This window comes from Pantoea sp. R13S299 (genome assembly GCF_048515925.1).
GTDB lineage: Bacteria > Pseudomonadota > Gammaproteobacteria > Enterobacterales > Enterobacteriaceae > Pantoea.
The window spans coordinates 490,718-506,541 of record NZ_JBLYEF010000003.1; the positions used below are offsets into that span (position 1 = coordinate 490,718).

The window sequence follows — 15,824 nt, forward strand, 5'->3', positions numbered from 1 at the left end:
TGACATTTAATCAGAGTCACCGAGAATACACTTCTTCGCGCCCCGACCAGACAATACTGGAGTTCATCATCGTCTTTAATCTCTTTTCTGCACCGGCCAGAACCGCAATTAAGCGAGGCGCCGCGCTGGCTACGGCATTGTTGCTGGTCAGTTGCGCATCTGAGCCGCCGAAATCGCTGGTGACGCCTTTTCCGCCCGTGACAAAACAGCCGCTACCGACGCCAGGTAAGCCAGCGCAACCTCTGGCTCATGAACCGGTGCGGGGCGTCTGGTTAGCCACGGTGTCGCGTCTCGACTGGCCGCCGGTGGCGTCGGTGAATGGCACCAGTCCGGCGCAGCGTATCCGCCTGCAGCAGCAATCGCTGACCGACAAACTGGATAAACTGAAAAGCCTGGGGATAAACACGGTGTACTTCCAGGTTAAGCCCGATGCTACTGCGCTCTGGCCCTCAAAAATCCTGCCATGGTCCGATATGCTGACCGGCAAAATCGGCGAGGATCCGGGCTATGATCCGCTGCAGTTTATGCTGGATGAGGCGCACAAGCGCGGTATCAAAGTCCATGCCTGGTTCAACCCTTACCGGGTCTCGGTGAATACGAAACCGTCTACCGTCAGCGAACTGAACCGCACGTTGTCACTGCATCCGGCCAGCGTTTTTGTGCTGCATCGCGACTGGATCCGCACCTCAGGCGATCGCTATGTGCTCGATCCCGGTATCCCCGAAGCGCGTGACTGGATCACCAGCATTGTGGCTGAGGTCGTCGCGCGCTATCCCATCGACGGTGTGCAGTTCGATGACTACTTCTATTCCGAATCTGCCGGTTCGCTGCTCAACGATAATCAGACCTTCAGCCGTTATGGTCAGGGTTTTGCCAATAAAGCGGACTGGCGGCGTCACAATACTCAGCAGCTGATTGAGCAGGTATCTCGCACCATTAAGCAGCTGAAGCCGGAGGTTGAGTTTGGTGTCAGCCCGGCGGGCGTCTGGCGTAATCTGTCGCACGATCCTGCCGGTTCCGATACGCGCGGCGCGGCGGCCTATGACGAAGCCTTTGCAGATACCCGCCGCTGGGTGCAGCAGGGCCTGCTGGATTACATCGCGCCCCAGCTCTACTGGCCATTTTCCCGTCAGGCTGCCCGTTATGACGTGCTGGCAAACTGGTGGGCAGAAGTCGTGAAACCGACCAAAACCCGGCTCTATATCGGTCTTGCGCTCTATAAAGTGGGCGAGCCATCAAAAATTGAGCCTGACTGGACGCTTCAGGGCGGCGTGCCTGAATTGAAAAAGCAGCTCGACCTCAACGAATCGAACCCCAATATCAGTGGCACTATTCTGTTCAGAGAGAACTATCTGAATCAGCCACAGACGCAGCAGGCGGTGAGCTATCTTAAAAGCCGCTGGGGTGGCTGAAAATGCCACGACGGCATGACCAGTGCGTTAAGTTTTTTCCTGTGACTTACTGCTATTCTTGCGTTTTATAACAGGTTATTTTCCCTATGTTTTCTTTCGGTTCCCAGCTATTCCGGGTGTTCCCGCGAAAGCTGGCGAATCGCCAGAAAAACCAGTAACGTCTGGGCGCTTCGGGTGCCCTAAAAGTTGCAGAAAGGACATATTCCCGGTTTACAGGCTATTTTAAATTCTCTTTCTGATAAGACGGGATTGTTACCAAACGGTCACCAACGATTATCGCACTTGTCTGCCATATACTTTCTGAACAGTAAGCCTGATAAACCTTATTCCCGTTCATCATGTCGCATTCTGCGAGTTGATATGGCGCACATTAGTATCCCTATAGCGGAGCGGGCTGGTATGCCAGAATGGCCTGTTCTACCCATTCAACTTGTGGCTTATCTCCTGACACAGCAATTAAATAGTCCTGTCCGGACTTTGAATGGAATGTTGATACCCGGAAACTGTGTTTAAACGCCAGAGGTTCCGGTGCCGCAAGCTCAAGCTGACTCTGGGTGTATTCTATTTTTGACATATAGCTTATGTAATCATCAGGCTCGGCAACACGGATTGATCTTTTCTCACCTTTCCAGCCTTCGCCGAAAAGCATTAAATCTGGCATGAATACCTCTGCGATAAAATGGCGTGGTTTAACCTTATGCACAGATTACCGATTGCACAATCTGTCTGGCATCTCTTATAAGGCTGATAAACCATCGCCAGGATGCCGTTGATAACACCCTCTCAGGCCATCTGAGAAATGCCGAAAACCTCCCTGCCTGATGTCAGATATTCCCCTGCCGGTTTGCTGAATACACGGTTATACGTCTGAACTTCGCATATCACACTATCCTTAACTTAGGAGGTGTCTATGTGTGGACGGTTTGCGCAGTACAGCAGCAGAGACGAGTATTTTGACGCGCTGGGGCTTAAATCTGATGAGATTATTTATGACCCGGAACCTATCGCTCGGTTTAATGTTGCGCCGGGAACAAAGGTTCTCCTGCTAAACGAACGAGAGGATGAATTTCACTTTGACCCGGTTTACTGGGGCTATGGCCCGGAGTGGTGGGACAAACAGCCGTTGATTAATGCCCGCGGTGAAACAGCTGCAACAGGCCGCATGTTCAGGTCGTTATGGAAGCAAGGTCGTGCCATTGTGCCTGCCAACGGGTGGTATGAGTGGAAGCGGGAGGGTGACAAAAAACAGCCTTACTTCATCTATCACAAAAAGAATGCGCCGCTGTTCTTCGCCGCGATTGGCAGGGCGCCTTACGGCCAGGATCACGGGCATGAGGGATTTGTGATCGTTACGTCAGCAAGCAATAAGGGCATGGTGGATATCCATGACCGCCGCCCGCTGGTTCTGACTGCAGATGCTGTACGCGAATGGCTGAGCGCTGAAACCACGCCGGAACGCGCGCAGGAAATCGCTCACGATGCCGCTTTGCCCGGGAAGGATTTCTCCTGGCATCCCGTTACAACAAAAGTGGGCAACATCCATAGTCAGGGGGAGTCTCTGATTGAGAAAATCCAGCTTGATTGAGCAGTACAAGGTTTTGATATTTTCGCAGAAAAGGCGGCGGTAATGCCGTCTGAAAAACCCGCCGTAGCGGGGTATCACTGTATATCTTTATCACATTTAACCTATCGCGTTCCTCTCTGCTGCGTGCTGCTGCATTCCCACTAATTATGCTTAACCCCATAGTCATAGAGAAGCTGCATCAGAACCATGCGGCATCGAGTTACCAGAATGAAATTTGATGAAAGCTGCTTAATCACCTCGTCGGGATGCGGGGCTTCAACAAACAAATATGAAGAGGCCTTAGAGTGGGCTGATTGAAATTAACAGCAGAGTAATAGTTGAATTATTTTTAATGATGGAAGTATAAATAGCGGCCTGAACACCTGTGTTATTCCTTTGAAAGCTGCGCTTAATGAAGGCTCATTGTCATTTACCACCGGTGACCGATTTGCCATGTAGCTGTGGAAGGATCTTTATTAAAACCGTCATCAGGCAATAAGTTTTGCGGCACCGCTTGCGGTTACCTTATTCATAAATTATGTTTCAGTATAAAGGTGACGCGGAAACAAATGATTTGAACAGAAACCCCGGCAATTTTGAGCCATCAGGAATGCAGAGTTCACTGGGCCGTACCATGGCTTTCTTTCTTTCGATCACCATATTGGCTGTTGTGATGATCAATATATGGACGCTCTGGGGGTCATGGCAGCACAATCAGAAAGTACGTGAAGAGGATGCCCGCAACCTGTCCGTTTCACTCGCTAAACAGGCTGAAGATGCGTTCCTGCAGGTGGATATTACACTGGCGGATGCTGTCAGGCAGCTCACTATCAATGGGCTGGATTATGCTGCAACGACCGCCTTCGCCAGTCAGCTTAAAGAGCAGCAGGGGAAGCTACGTCAGCTCCATGGCCTGTTTATTTATGATGCTCAGGGTAAATGGATTGCCACGTCGGGTAACTACGTTCCTGCAAAAGGCAGCAATGCCGATCGGGACTATTTTATCTGGCACCGTACGCATGATGATGCCCGTGTCCGGATTGGTCATGTTATCCGAAGCCGGTCTACAGGTGATCTTGTTATCCCGGTCTCGCAGCGACTGAATGATTCAAAAGGTAACTTTGCCGGCGTTGCGCTGGCGACGGTCAAAGTCGACTATTTCCGGCAATTCTACAACTACTATACGCTGGGTGACCGCGATGTTCTGGGGCTGATTCTGTCCGATACGACTGTGCTCTATATACGGCCTTTTCCGGATACGGCCATTAACCACAGTCTGTCCACGAGCCCGTTATTCACAACTATCCTGAAAACATCTTCAAGTGGCAGTGCAACATGGCGCTCTGCACTGGATGGGGTTGAGCGGGTGTATGGTTACGCACGTCTTGAGCAGTATCCGCTTATCGTCACTGCAGGATATGACCTGGATAAGATTCGTGAGGACTGGTTCTCTGCCAATATCATCGACGTCCTGCTGAACCTGATCCTGCTCGCAATGATTTCAGGAATGGGAATGTTTGTTCTCAGGCAGGTAAGAAAGAACGTCAGAAACCAGGTGGAATTAACACAAATCAGGGATGAGCTAACCACAATTAATCACACACTGCAGTCACTGGCACTGATTGACGGGCTTACCGGACTGGCAAATCGCCGCCAGTTTGACGCGATGCTTGACCAGATCCTGAAGCGCTCTCAAAAATCCGGTGAACCGGTTTCTCTCATCATGTTTGATATCGACTATTTCAAGCGTTACAACGACACCTATGGACATGTAGCCGGTGATGTCTGTCTGCAGCGCGTAAGCACCATCCTGAAAGATACTACGCAGTGGAAGGATGCGGTGGTCGCGCGCTATGGCGGGGAAGAGTTCGCCATTATCCTGCCATTAAGCGGCGAGAGTGACGCGAAAATGATAGCAGAACGCGCAGTGAACGCCGTCCTGGCGGCCAGAATACCCCACGAAACTTCCGGACTTTCCGAACATGTCGTGACACTCAGCGCGGGATACAGCAGCCTGATTTCAGACGGATATTCAGACGAAGCCAAAAGACTCAAGCAACAGGCTGATAAGGCACTCTACGAAGCAAAAAATAATGGCCGTAACCGTGTCCTTGGCCTCACATAATGGTGAACGAGGAGGCCATAATTTTATCCATTCGTGAAGGTTTTATCAGGTTGACTGAGCTGACTAATTAACATCACTAAGGTCGCGCCATCCCTTAACGCCGGGTTTTAACCGACACCAAAGCTGGCTTATACCTGAAGCAGGCATGACAGTAATATTGTCCGCAGGGAGAGAAATCCGCCTTTGAACAGCAGCAAGCTCGTTCAACGCTTTACACCTTAAGACGGCATCTGACCACGTTATTATTTACCTCCGGATACGACTCAAAAATGTTTGCTTACGCTATTCATCTTATTGTCACTGGAGGATTTTGGCCTCATGCGTCATTAATACCAGGCATATAGGGCGGTGTCGCTGGATACTCAGATAAAAACAAAAGCGATACGGGTACTGAAAAATAATTGAGAGGCCTATAAAATGCCTGAACGTTTTACCGCATTTAACGCATTTTTATTTCTTTCAGCTCTTTCAGTCAGTTTAAGTTTTGCGTCACATGCAGGAACACAGTCACACGAACCTGAATACCAGCAGATCGACGGGCTTATAAGAGAGCCAATGGCATTGTCGGTCACTCTAAGTAATGGTGAGCCTGCGGTCCTGGATGCTTCGGTTACACGTCCGCTCAGTAATAAGCCGTTACCCGTGGTATTGATTACCAATGGAACGACCGGCAAGGCGGAGTTCGACCGCTGGATTCTCAATCCTGACCGGTATGCTTCAACAGCGATGACTTTTGCACGCCATGGTTACGCTGCAGTGGTCGTTCTACGGCAGGGCTACGGACAGTCAAGTGGGGCTGCAGAATATGCAGGACACTCATGCAGCCAGCCTGCCCACATGCAGGCCGGTGAGCAGGACGTACTGAACATCAGCGCGGCACTTGAGGCCATTCGAAGAAAACCCTGGGCAGATGTGGATAACGTCACGCTGGCTGGCATGTCGGCTGGAGGATTTGCTGTTATCGCGACCGGTGCCAGAAATCTACCGGGCGTGAAGGCCATAATCAATTTCGATGGCGGCAGAGGGGCTATTGACGGGAAATCTCTCTGTGACAAAACGGGTCTGATGCAGGCCTATGCACAATACGGAAAAACGACGAACACGCCGTCGCTGTGGCTCTACGCAGAAAATGATAAATCGTTTTCGCCTGAAATCGGGCGTGAGATGTTTAACGCCTATCGGCAGAGGGAAAACGGAGCACAGTTCATTGTAATGCCGCCATATGGTAAGGATGGGCATACTTTCATGGATTCAGCGCCGGAAAGTTTCTGGTGGACCAGGGTAGCTGACTTCCTCAGGCAGCAGCATCAGCCATACCAGGAAGTCATCAGCCTGCCAGTCACCAGACTGGCTGAGCCGCCAGCGCTGAACGCTGTAGGGAAAAAAGCATTTTCCGAATATGAATCAACACAGCGATATGAAAAGGCCTTTGCCACTGATTCTGATGGTGACTGGGCAGCATCATACTGGGCCAGAACCTCTCAGGAAGCGGCTAAAACAGCAGTGAGTATCTGCGTTAATGAACAGAAAAAGGGTGCGTCCAGATGCACGCTTTACGCGATCAATAATCATTATGCTGACAGTAAGTTACGGGACTAAATCTCATTGAGCCACTGCCGGTATGATTAAAATCGTCACCAAACCCCTTTTAGTACTTAAGTGACCAGCCATGTTAAGGCAGAGGGGTATACCCGGATCGACATATTAAAAGTGGCAAGGTAATTGCCTACCGTCATTAAAAGTTTCGGGCCAATCCATGCAGGCAAACAGCCAGTAAAGGCAATATGGTGAGCAGGGGCTGTAATTCAATGACAGGCCCGCCTGAGAGAATGCACATGCGGATCTTTTGCGTGGCTAATTTCCCCTTTTCGCTCATAGCGGACCTGGCTATGGCTAACTTTGCCGCTGCGCGCCCAAGGCGAGACACAATGTCGTCCTCTTAACCGCTCATGATTGCGTGACTATCGCCTGATTAATGCAGCCCTGGCCGATTAAAGTGGTGAGTACAGCCTCAATGAGTGGGGTATGAGGTTCATGGCCTAAAAAATCGATCAGTTTTGTATTGTCCATCTGTATCGCCTTTTGCCATAAATAGCGCATTTCCAGCATTTCATACATCGTGGTGTTAAAAGGCGCCATCGCCGTGATAAGCCACCAGGGAAATGATGTCACCTTCGCGTGAATGCCCGCCAGTTGCGCGACACGCTGTATGGCTCCGGCCATCGTCATACCATCGGCATCCCAGTGTCCACGCATCTGAAAACAGGCAAAGGGGTCAAGTTGCTCCCGACGTGCTAAAAGCGCAACTAGCGTTTCGGCAACATCCGGCAGATAGGCCCACTGGTGGCCTGTCCCCGCCTTGCCCGGATTCCTGATTATCCGGGGAGTCTGCCCCGGTTTGATCAGCCCCTGCGAAAACCAGTTATTACCAGCCTGAGGGCCAAAGAAGTCACCGGCCCGCAGAATCAGCACTCTGCCGCCACGCTGCGTCCAGGCGAACAGCGCCCTCTCCATTTGCACCCGTATTGCCCCTTTTCGGGTAACAGGATTTTGAGGGGATTTTTCCCGCAAGAGTGGAAAGGCATCCGGCCCGTAGTTGTAAACAGTGCCAGGCAAAATGATCAGCGCGCCATTCCGCTCTGCGGCCTGGATAGTGTTCTGTAGCATTGGCAGAACCTGTTGTTCCCAGTTTCTATAACCCGGTGGATTAACAGCATGAACAATCACACTGCACCCTGACGCGGCGGCCATGACCTGCTCACCATTCAGCGCATCACCCGGTATCCATCTGATATCACTATCCTGTTGATTCTTCGGTCCATTGCGGCGCAATGCACAGACGTCCCATTTTTCGCGGATGAGTTTACGGGCGATTTCACCGCCGATTCCACCCGTTGCGCCCAGTATGAGTACCTTATTATTACTTTTCATTTTATTGCCTTTGCTGGATGTCTGCTTGACATCCTAAAGACAGGCCGGGCTAAATGTAATTGCATGAAAGCAGATAGCAGGTATGCATTTTTGTATGAAGCAAAATATTCCATGGGAATGGTATCGAACCTTCCTGGCGGTGATGAAAGAGGGTTCCTTGTCGGGGGCAGCCCGTTTGCTGGCGATTACTCAGCCCACAGCGGGGCGCCATGTGGCTGCACTCGAATCTGCCCTGGGTCTGGTTTTATTTACAAGGTCTCAGACTGGCCTGCAGGCTACGGATGCGGCAGTCGCGATCCAGGGCCATGCGCAAGCGATGGAAAACACGGCCAAAATGATAGAGCGTTCCGCGGCCAGTTTTAGTATCCCCACAGCGGATTTGCATGGTGTGGTTCGCGTTTCTGCCAGCGAAATTATTGGAACAGAAGTGTTGCCTCTGCTGATTGCAGGCATTAAAAAAGATTATCCGCGACTGATCATTGAACTGGTGCTATCTAACCGAATGCAGGATTTATTGAGCCGGGAAGCGGATATTGCGGTACGCATGGCCATGCCAGTGCAGGAACAACTGATTGCGCGGCGGTTAGGCAGTATTGAAATTGGTCTGCATGCCTCTTCGTCCTATCTGGCACGCCATGCCGCACCGGAAAATATTGACGCGTTATTCAACCATACCCTGGTGGGCTTTGATAACACGACCCCCTTTATTTTACAGGCCCTGAAACACTTCCCACAGTTAAGTCGGGAACGCTTTACCGTGCGAACTGACAGTGATGTGGCGCAACTGAACCTTATCCGCGCAGGTGCCGGTATTGGGATGTGTCAGGTTCAACTGGCCACTTTCCCTGTTCCGCTAGAGAGATTGATGCCTGATTTCTTTGCCTTTCATCTCGAGACGTGGCTGGTAATGCATGAGGACTTGCGCCATAGCAAAGCGTGTAAAACGGTATTCGATATTCTTGCAACCGGCTTACAGGATTATATCAATAATGTGGGGAACAGGAAGACAGCCACATCAGCGCCAGCAGATGACGGAATAGCTGATCATACGTAAATATACCCGACCTCCATTTGGTCCGGGATAACGTGTGAATCTGTTTTAGCAGGCAGAATGTCAGCTTCTTACTCTTAACGGACCTGAGCAGCATTAAAAGCAGTCCCGGTCATCCTGAATGGCATGATGCCAAACCCGACCAACATGAATGCATCGACACGCCGTATAGTTTCGCACTGGCAGGCCGTTCACTTACGCCAGTGCCTGGCGACACCCTATGGTGCTGTGTAACGTCACTGCAACCATTCTGGCGGTACACGAACCGTTGCGGTCTATATTACAAATCCGGTGGCTTCGCCATAGATTTCAAAAGCGTACATAGACGTGTCCATAATTAAAAACAGTTACAAAATCCCGCTACAAACCCCTTCATTTACCAAGCGTACGTACACAGTACTGTTATAGTTGCGCTTTAAATGGGAGGAACCATGAGCGAACTGATTGATATTTTTACAAGTCATAAAAGTGAACGCAGTTTCACAGAGCAACCTATCGATGAAGCTGTGCTGGATCGTATTCTCAGCACTGCTTATCGCGCACCAACATCAGTAAACTCGCAGCAGGTTTCTGTCGTGATTACGCGTGATGCCGGACGTCGCGCAGAGATCGCCGCCATCGCTGGCGGTCAGCCGTGGATCGCCAAAGCACCGGTGTTTATCACCTTTGTTCTGGATATGCACAAATCAGCGGTGGGAATGGCTGCTGTCGATGAGCAGCAGATTGCCCATCAAAGCATCGAGAGCATCGTGTCAGGTTCTACCGATATCGGTATTGCGCTGGGGTCGGTGATGGCCGCTGCACGTGCAGAAGGTCTGGGCATTGTGCCGATTGGCGGTATCCGTCGTGATCCAGAGGCGATGATTTCACTGCTCGAACTGCCACCAATGACCTTCCCGATTGCGGGCGTGGTGATCGGTCACGTTGACGAGCCGGCTCATCAGAAACCGCGTCTGCCTCTGGCAACGTTCCGTCATGATGAGACTTATCAGACCCAGGGTCTGGAGCAGCAGATTGCGGCTTACAATGAAGAAATGGTTCAGCACTGGAAAAACATCGGTCGTAACGACGGTGAGAGCTGGAGCGAGAGCGTCAGCGGTTACTACAAAAACATCTACTTCCCGGCTGTACTGCCAGCACTGCTGAAGCAGGGCTTCGGCACGGATAAATAATCCGCACTCTTAACTGACTGAAAAGCAAAGGCCATCCGGACATCGCGTCGGGTGGCCTTTTTCATTTTGTTACTATAACGGAATGTGACTTTCCAGTTTGTAACACATAATTTCCCTGTTAACCGAAGCGCAACTGCCTTTAACACTTACTTCCAGGGAAATAACATGTCTCAGCGATCACTCTTTGCGCTCTGTTTAATGAGCTTTTTTCTGGCCGATGTCCGCGACGGTCTGGGGCCTTTTCTGGGCATCTTTCTGACCGAGCGCCACTGGCGACCCGATGAAATTGGTCTGGTGATGACTTGTGGCGGAATCGCCGGATTACTTGCCACGCTGCCTGCCGGGATTGCCGCCGATGCGACACGCCATAAAAAAATGATTGTGCTGCTGGGTTGTCTGGTCATTACTGTTGCCACGCTGCTGCTGTGGTACAGCAATCAGACCTGGACGGCGATGGTCTCACAAATTGTTGCGGGAGTTGCAGCGGCGTTTATCGGCCCGACCGTGGCGGGGATCACGCTGGGGCTGACGGGCCAGCGCGGATTTAACCACCAGATGGGACGCAATGAAGCTTTTAACCATGGCGGTAATACGATTGCTGCCTTGCTGGCCGGTTTCTCAGCCTGGTACTGGGGGATGGGTGCCGTTTTCATTCTTATGACAGTGATGGCGATTTTCGCGGCCTTCGCGACGCTGGCCATTCGCGGTGATGAGATCGATAACGACGTGGCACGCGGGTATGAAAAGAGTGAAGAGCGTCAGCCAGCGCTGAACTTATCGATGCTGATGCGCAAACCGGCGCTGATGATTGCGGGTGTGACGTTGCTGCTGTTTCATCTTGCCAATGCCGCGCTATTGCCGATGCTGAGCATGCGCGTCGCCTCTGCAGGCGGGCAGGCGGTGGTCAGTCCTGGTCTGTATGCTGCGGCAACGGTGGTCATTTCCCAGCTGGTGATGATACCGGTCGCGCTGTGGGTCTCTAAGCGGGTCGAAACACAGGGCTATCGCCTGTTTATCATGGTCGCCCTGATGATTTTACCGCTGCGCGCGGTCATCGCGGCCGGTTTTGCCGAGCCGATTTTTGTTATTCCGGTGCAGGTGCTGGATGGCATTGCGGCCGGGATTCTGGGTGTGGCGGTGCCAGGCTACATCGTTTCCCTGATGCGCGGCACCGGCCATGTCAACGCCGGACAAAGCGTCATTATGCTGATGCAGGGCGTAGGGGCTGCGCTAAGTCCGGCCATGACCGGCATGATCGCCGCACGTTATTCCTACAGCACCGCATTTGCGGTTCTCGGCGCGATAGCCCTGGCGGCGCTGATTTTATGGTGGCGCACCAGCAGTTCCCCAGCCACTCGTCTTGCCTGATCGGACACAAAAAAGGCTGCCCAATGGGCAGCCTCTTCTGGCAATTCCTTTTGCGACCATCCGTTATTTATACAGTTCTGCGGTCATGTGAACACGATTGTTGGTGTTCGCTTCCGTGATTTTGTACTGCGCGCCCTGTTCCTGAGCCTGAGCAGCGATTTTTGATTCAGCGCCATCCAGGGTAGAGGAGGTAACAGAAACGGTCTCGGCAAAGCTGCCAAATGAGATCATTGAAAGAGCAGCAATTGCGGCGATTGAGAGTGCTTTTACGTTTTTCATGGTCATATTCCTGAGTTATGAATGAGGAGGTTGTTGGCCTCCGATGGGAATAATAGTAACTCAGGTTACCATGTCGATATTAACTATTAGTGCGGCAATGGTGATCCTGCTAACTGTTTATCTGAGGATCAGCCAAGGCCTGTGCTGTTTCAGTCACTAAATTCCTGAACCAGCGATGGGCAGGATCGTCGCGATAGCGTGCATGCCAGCCCATCTCAACCGGGAACGTACCCAGGTCAACGGGTGCGGGAACGATCCTGAGCCGCTCATCGCGTGAAAGATGCTGACAGATCAGACGCGGCAGTGTCGCGCAGTAGTCCGTGACCGCAATCATTTCCGGCACGGCCAGAAAGTGGGTGACGGAGACGGCAACCTGGCGACGCAGGCCGCGCTGCTCAAGCGCCTGATACAGACCGGCGCGCATACGGCCAGGCGGCAGGACGTTGACGTGTTTTAACTGCTCATACTGTTCTGCGCTGAGGTTATCGCCTGCCAGCGGATGATCCGCGCGTAATACGCAGGCCAGTCCTTCATTCATCAGATGCTGCACCACCAGATTATCGGGAGGATCAACGATACGACCCAGCACCATATCGGTGTTGCCTGAAATCACACCAGTTTCTGTGACGTCGTTGCCGAAAGGGGTGAGACGAAGTCTGATGCCGGGCGCGCAGGTTCGCAGGCGAGCCACGATGGCAGGCATCATGATGAATTCGACATAACTATTTGGGGCGAGGGTAAAGAGGCGGGTGGCATGCAGCGGGTCAAAGTCCTGCTGACCCAGGATCACCTTATCAATGGATGACAGCGCAGCACCGACCACCTGAGCCAGCTGTTCCGCTTTCGGGGTCGGGCGCATCCCGTAACGCTCACGGATAAACAGCGGATCGTTGAGCGTTTCACGCAACCGGTTTAAAGCATTAGAAAGCGCCGGCTGGGTAATACCCAGCCGTTCCGCTGCGCGGGTGACGTTGCGCTCTTCCATCATAACCAGCAAAACCGGCAGTAAATTCAGATCGTATTTCATCCAGCTATAATGCTATGTGAATATCTGAAATTAAAGAAATAAATTTCATAAATATTCTAAAGCCAGCCATGATTACCAGGTCAACGCAGAAGACGGCCGTTAACATGCTGCTTCTGCCAACCTTACACCTGAGACCGACTGACTGTTATATGGAGCGTAAATGAAAATTTTAATGGTTTTGACCTCGCATGATGAGTTAGGCACCACTGGCAAGAAGACCGGTTTCTGGCTGGAAGAGCTTGCGGCACCTTACTATGCATTCCTGGATGCGGGCGCTGACATTACTCTGGCTTCACCGAAGGGCGGACAGCCTCCGCTCGATCCAAAAAGTGATGAGCCAGATTCACAGACTGATGAGACCCGCCGCTTCCATGCCGACTCAACTGCTCAGGCCGCGCTGGCCACCACCATCAAACTTGATTCAGTAAATCAGGAAGCGTTTGATGCCGTGTTCTACCCTGGCGGCCATGGTCCATTATGGGATCTGGCAAACGACAAACACTCTATCTCGCTGATTGAGCAAACTCTTCAGGCTGGCAAACCGGTTGCGCTGGTCTGTCATGCTCCGGGTGTCCTGCGTGATGTGAAAAATGCGGATGGCACACCGCTGGTGAAAGGTAAGAAAGTCACTGGCTTTACAAACAGCGAAGAAGAGGGCGTTGGCCTGACCGACGTGGTGCCGTTCCTGGTAGAAGATGTGCTGAAACAGAACGGTGGCCTTTACTCACGCGGTGATGACTGGCAGTCCTACACGGTTCAGGATGGCTTGCTGATTACCGGGCAGAACCCAGGTTCCTCAGCCGAAACCGCGAAGGTTTTACTGGCAAGCCTGGCGAAATAAAGATCTTTACAGCATGCTGAGTTCTGAGGGCGCCTGCGGGCGCCTTTTCTAATGCGGGTGTTGAGTGAGAAAGTTGATAGTGACATGGTGAATTATTCATCTTGCATAGATTAGAGTTCTATTTTTTCTTAACATTGATAATAAAAGTGCGGAGTATTTTCAGAGCTAAATTATTCTTCTTTAATTTCCACTGAAAATATAAACATGTTTTTAAAACCAGTGTTGACATCGTTTTTTATATCCGTAAAGTAGGACTCATCAGCGGCGTGCAGTTGCCCTGATAGACTGAAAACCAAAGGTGTTATGAGTTAAAGGTGCCGACAAGTGTTTGAGTTGAAGTTGTCGGTGGTTCTGTTAAACATTGTTCTTTGAAACTGTTCGTTAGTTAATGATAACCCTGTTAAATGGAGTCGAAGTAAGTCTTTAAGAAGTTTGTAGTTGGAAGTGAATAGTAAGAAGTATGCAGTAAAGAAGTTGTAGTATCGCGTCGCGATGATGTAAGGCCTCGTAGTTCTGAACGTTACGTTACGACAGGATACGATTGCGGTTTAAACGTCGTAATGAAAGTAAGGCAACGCATCAAAATTATATATCGCGATGGGGGTGTGCAGATTTATACGGGCCTGACCTGTCTTTGTCTCCTGAAAGACTATCAGGTGGTTGAAACCGCTAATGATAATGACATTTAAGTACCGTGTTCATTATTATCCGCAGGATCTGTCCATAAATAGCAGTACCAAAGCAGTACCTATCAATTAAGTTAGTTAATGGTAAACGTTAAATCAGTAGTACCTTAAAAGCCCTGACTCTCACAGTCAGGGCTTTTATCATTTCAGGATACCTGGTTTCTAAACCGCTGTGCGCTAATAAAAGTTACCGTCTGCGCATAGCTGGTAAGTGCCTATTTACAGTCGCTGGATAGAATGCGATATAACGTCCAGTTTTTTAATCTGTCGGTTACCAAAGTAGTGAAAAAGTTAACGACATTCTGGCATCCCATCAACAAACCGCCTCTTCTGCCACCGTCACGAGTAGTTCACGCAACCACTGATGCCCTTTATGGTGATAGGTTCTGTCATGCCAGACCATGATTTTGCTGAAACCGGGAATCACCAGCGGTGGCGGTAATCTGACCAGACCGGAAACGCCTGTCGCCAATCTTCCGGGTACTACGCTTATTAAATCACTCGTACGCAAAATTTCCGGAAGTACCAGAAAGCTGTTAACTGAAAGCGTAACTCGCCGGGTTCGGCCCATTGCTGCTAAGGCCTGGTCAGTCACGCCGTGAAAATTTGCGCCGGGCCATGAAATCAGCGCATGATCCAGCGCGCAGAAATCATCCAGCGATAACGCCGAACAGCCTGCCAGTGGATGATTTTCACTCAACAGACAAACATACTCTTCGTCAAACAATTGCCGCGTATGCAATGTTGGCGGCGTGGTCTCAGGCGTTAGCAACGCTACATCAACACTCCCATCCTCAAATTGTCGTGGCAATTTCTCGCTGTTCACGGGTACCACCGCAACTCGTATACCTGGCGCTTTACGTCGTAAATGTGCGATGAAAGGCACAATCACTGTACGAAGCGCATAGTCCGTTGCTGCAAGATGTAATGTCATCTGCGACAGAGCGGGATCAAACTGTTGTGGCTGGAGCAATTCTCCCACTTCCGCCAGAATGGATTTTACTGGCCCAGCCAGTTCCAGCGCCCGCAGGGTAGGTACAATACCGCGTTGAGCACGGATAAAAAGGGGATCATCAAAACTCTCACGCAATCGCGTTAGCATTCCACTTACAGCGGGTTGCGTCAGGCAAAGACGTTCAGCCGCTCGCGTCACGCTACGTTCATCCAGCAAAGCATCCAGCGTTTTTAACAAATTCAGGTCAATGTTAAGCAGAGGATTGTTCATTTTTCTCCTGCGGCATGCCACTATGTTGTGATATTAATTATTATGATATCACGGATTAATTTTTACGATTGGTGTTATATCAGGATGAAAGAGATACTGCATTTTTCAGCTGCACTATTACCGGTGCAGCCCTTAATTCAGAG

13 protein-coding genes are annotated in these 15,824 nt (G+C 50.9%); 8 read left to right on the forward strand and 5 right to left on the reverse strand.

What is annotated here, in order from left to right; genetic code table 11:
* Positions 1–68 precede the first annotated feature (68 nt).
* Entirely contained in the window at positions 69–1,412 is a 1,344-nt protein-coding gene (locus tag ACN1CO_RS16780) for a glycoside hydrolase family 10 protein (RefSeq protein WP_419139999.1), read from the forward strand.
* 379 nt (positions 1,413–1,791) lie between these two features.
* Here ACN1CO_RS16780 and ACN1CO_RS16785 read toward each other — a convergent pair whose 3' ends face one another.
* A complete protein-coding gene (locus ACN1CO_RS16785; RefSeq protein ID WP_419139929.1) occupies positions 1,792–2,073 on the reverse strand; it encodes a hypothetical protein in 282 nt (93 codons plus the stop codon).
* Between the two features lie 249 nt (positions 2,074–2,322).
* Between ACN1CO_RS16785 and ACN1CO_RS16790 the strand changes: the two genes are divergently transcribed.
* From ACN1CO_RS16790 to ACN1CO_RS16800, 3 genes are all read left to right on the forward strand, one after another.
* Complete coding sequence (locus ACN1CO_RS16790; RefSeq protein WP_419139930.1) at positions 2,323–2,997, forward strand: SOS response-associated peptidase family protein; 675 nt, start codon at positions 2,323–2,325, stop codon at positions 2,995–2,997.
* Positions 2,998–3,586: 589 nt separating this feature from the next.
* The gene (locus ACN1CO_RS16795) at positions 3,587–5,101 is read left to right on the forward strand and encodes a diguanylate cyclase domain-containing protein (protein WP_419140000.1); all 1,515 of its coding nucleotides are present in this window, start codon (positions 3,587–3,589) and stop codon (positions 5,099–5,101) included.
* Positions 5,102–5,518: 417 nt separating this feature from the next.
* A complete protein-coding gene (locus ACN1CO_RS16800) occupies positions 5,519–6,700 on the forward strand; it encodes a dienelactone hydrolase family protein (protein WP_419139931.1) in 1,182 nt (393 codons plus the stop codon).
* Positions 6,701–7,048: 348 nt separating this feature from the next.
* Here ACN1CO_RS16800 and ACN1CO_RS16805 read toward each other — a convergent pair whose 3' ends face one another.
* On the reverse strand, positions 7,049–8,032 hold the full coding sequence (locus ACN1CO_RS16805; RefSeq protein ID WP_419139932.1) for an NAD-dependent epimerase/dehydratase family protein: 984 nt from the start codon (positions 8,030–8,032) through the stop codon (positions 7,049–7,051).
* A 94-nt stretch (positions 8,033–8,126) separates the two neighbouring features.
* Here ACN1CO_RS16805 and ACN1CO_RS16810 point away from each other — a divergent pair, with 94 nt between their 5' ends.
* From ACN1CO_RS16810 to ACN1CO_RS16820, 3 genes are all read left to right on the forward strand, one after another.
* Complete coding sequence (locus ACN1CO_RS16810) at positions 8,127–9,086, forward strand: LysR family transcriptional regulator (RefSeq protein WP_419139933.1); 960 nt, start codon at positions 8,127–8,129, stop codon at positions 9,084–9,086.
* 428 nt (positions 9,087–9,514) lie between these two features.
* Complete coding sequence (locus tag ACN1CO_RS16815; RefSeq protein ID WP_419139934.1) at positions 9,515–10,255, forward strand: nitroreductase family protein; 741 nt, start codon at positions 9,515–9,517, stop codon at positions 10,253–10,255.
* A gap of 165 nt (positions 10,256–10,420) precedes the next feature.
* Entirely contained in the window at positions 10,421–11,623 is a 1,203-nt protein-coding gene (locus ACN1CO_RS16820) for an MFS transporter (RefSeq protein WP_419139935.1), read from the forward strand.
* 63 nt (positions 11,624–11,686) lie between these two features.
* Here the strand turns inward: ACN1CO_RS16820 and ACN1CO_RS16825 are convergent, their stop codons facing one another.
* Positions 11,687–11,902, reverse strand: a complete 216-nt coding sequence (locus ACN1CO_RS16825; protein WP_003848189.1) for a YdgH/BhsA/McbA-like domain containing protein — start codon at positions 11,900–11,902, stop codon at positions 11,687–11,689.
* 109 nt (positions 11,903–12,011) lie between these two features.
* Positions 12,012–12,929, reverse strand: coding sequence for a LysR substrate-binding domain-containing protein (locus ACN1CO_RS16830; RefSeq protein WP_419139936.1), 918 nt, complete (start codon positions 12,927–12,929; stop codon positions 12,012–12,014).
* A gap of 160 nt (positions 12,930–13,089) precedes the next feature.
* Between ACN1CO_RS16830 and ACN1CO_RS16835 the strand changes: the two genes are divergently transcribed.
* A complete protein-coding gene (locus ACN1CO_RS16835) occupies positions 13,090–13,770 on the forward strand; it encodes a type 1 glutamine amidotransferase domain-containing protein (RefSeq protein ID WP_419139937.1) in 681 nt (226 codons plus the stop codon).
* Positions 13,771–14,769: 999 nt separating this feature from the next.
* Here the strand turns inward: ACN1CO_RS16835 and ACN1CO_RS16840 are convergent.
* On the reverse strand, positions 14,770–15,681 hold the full coding sequence (locus ACN1CO_RS16840) for a LysR family transcriptional regulator (protein WP_419139938.1): 912 nt from the start codon (positions 15,679–15,681) through the stop codon (positions 14,770–14,772).
* Positions 15,682–15,824 lie beyond the last annotated feature (143 nt).

What these genes read in the sequence shown, in the direction of transcription:
- ACN1CO_RS16785 (WP_419139929.1), bottom strand. Translation starts at nt 2,073, where the DNA reads ATGCCAGATTTAATGCTTTTCGGCGAAGGCTGGAAAGGTGAGAAAAGA.
- ACN1CO_RS16790 (WP_419139930.1), top strand. Translation starts at nt 2,323, where the DNA reads ATGTGTGGACGGTTTGCGCAGTACAGCAGCAGAGACGAGTATTTTGAC.
- ACN1CO_RS16795 (WP_419140000.1), top strand. Translation starts at nt 3,587, where the DNA reads ATGCAGAGTTCACTGGGCCGTACCATGGCTTTCTTTCTTTCGATCACC.
- ACN1CO_RS16800 (WP_419139931.1), top strand. Translation starts at nt 5,519, where the DNA reads ATGCCTGAACGTTTTACCGCATTTAACGCATTTTTATTTCTTTCAGCT.
- ACN1CO_RS16805 (WP_419139932.1), bottom strand. Translation starts at nt 8,032, where the DNA reads ATGAAAAGTAATAATAAGGTACTCATACTGGGCGCAACGGGTGGAATC.
- ACN1CO_RS16810 (WP_419139933.1), top strand. Translation starts at nt 8,127, where the DNA reads ATGAAGCAAAATATTCCATGGGAATGGTATCGAACCTTCCTGGCGGTG.
- ACN1CO_RS16815 (WP_419139934.1), top strand. Translation starts at nt 9,515, where the DNA reads ATGAGCGAACTGATTGATATTTTTACAAGTCATAAAAGTGAACGCAGT.
- ACN1CO_RS16820 (WP_419139935.1), top strand. Translation starts at nt 10,421, where the DNA reads ATGTCTCAGCGATCACTCTTTGCGCTCTGTTTAATGAGCTTTTTTCTG.
- ACN1CO_RS16825 (WP_003848189.1), bottom strand. Translation starts at nt 11,902, where the DNA reads ATGAAAAACGTAAAAGCACTCTCAATCGCCGCAATTGCTGCTCTTTCA.
- ACN1CO_RS16830 (WP_419139936.1), bottom strand. Translation starts at nt 12,929, where the DNA reads ATGAAATACGATCTGAATTTACTGCCGGTTTTGCTGGTTATGATGGAA.
- ACN1CO_RS16835 (WP_419139937.1), top strand. Translation starts at nt 13,090, where the DNA reads ATGAAAATTTTAATGGTTTTGACCTCGCATGATGAGTTAGGCACCACT.
- ACN1CO_RS16840 (WP_419139938.1), bottom strand. Translation starts at nt 15,681, where the DNA reads ATGAACAATCCTCTGCTTAACATTGACCTGAATTTGTTAAAAACGCTG.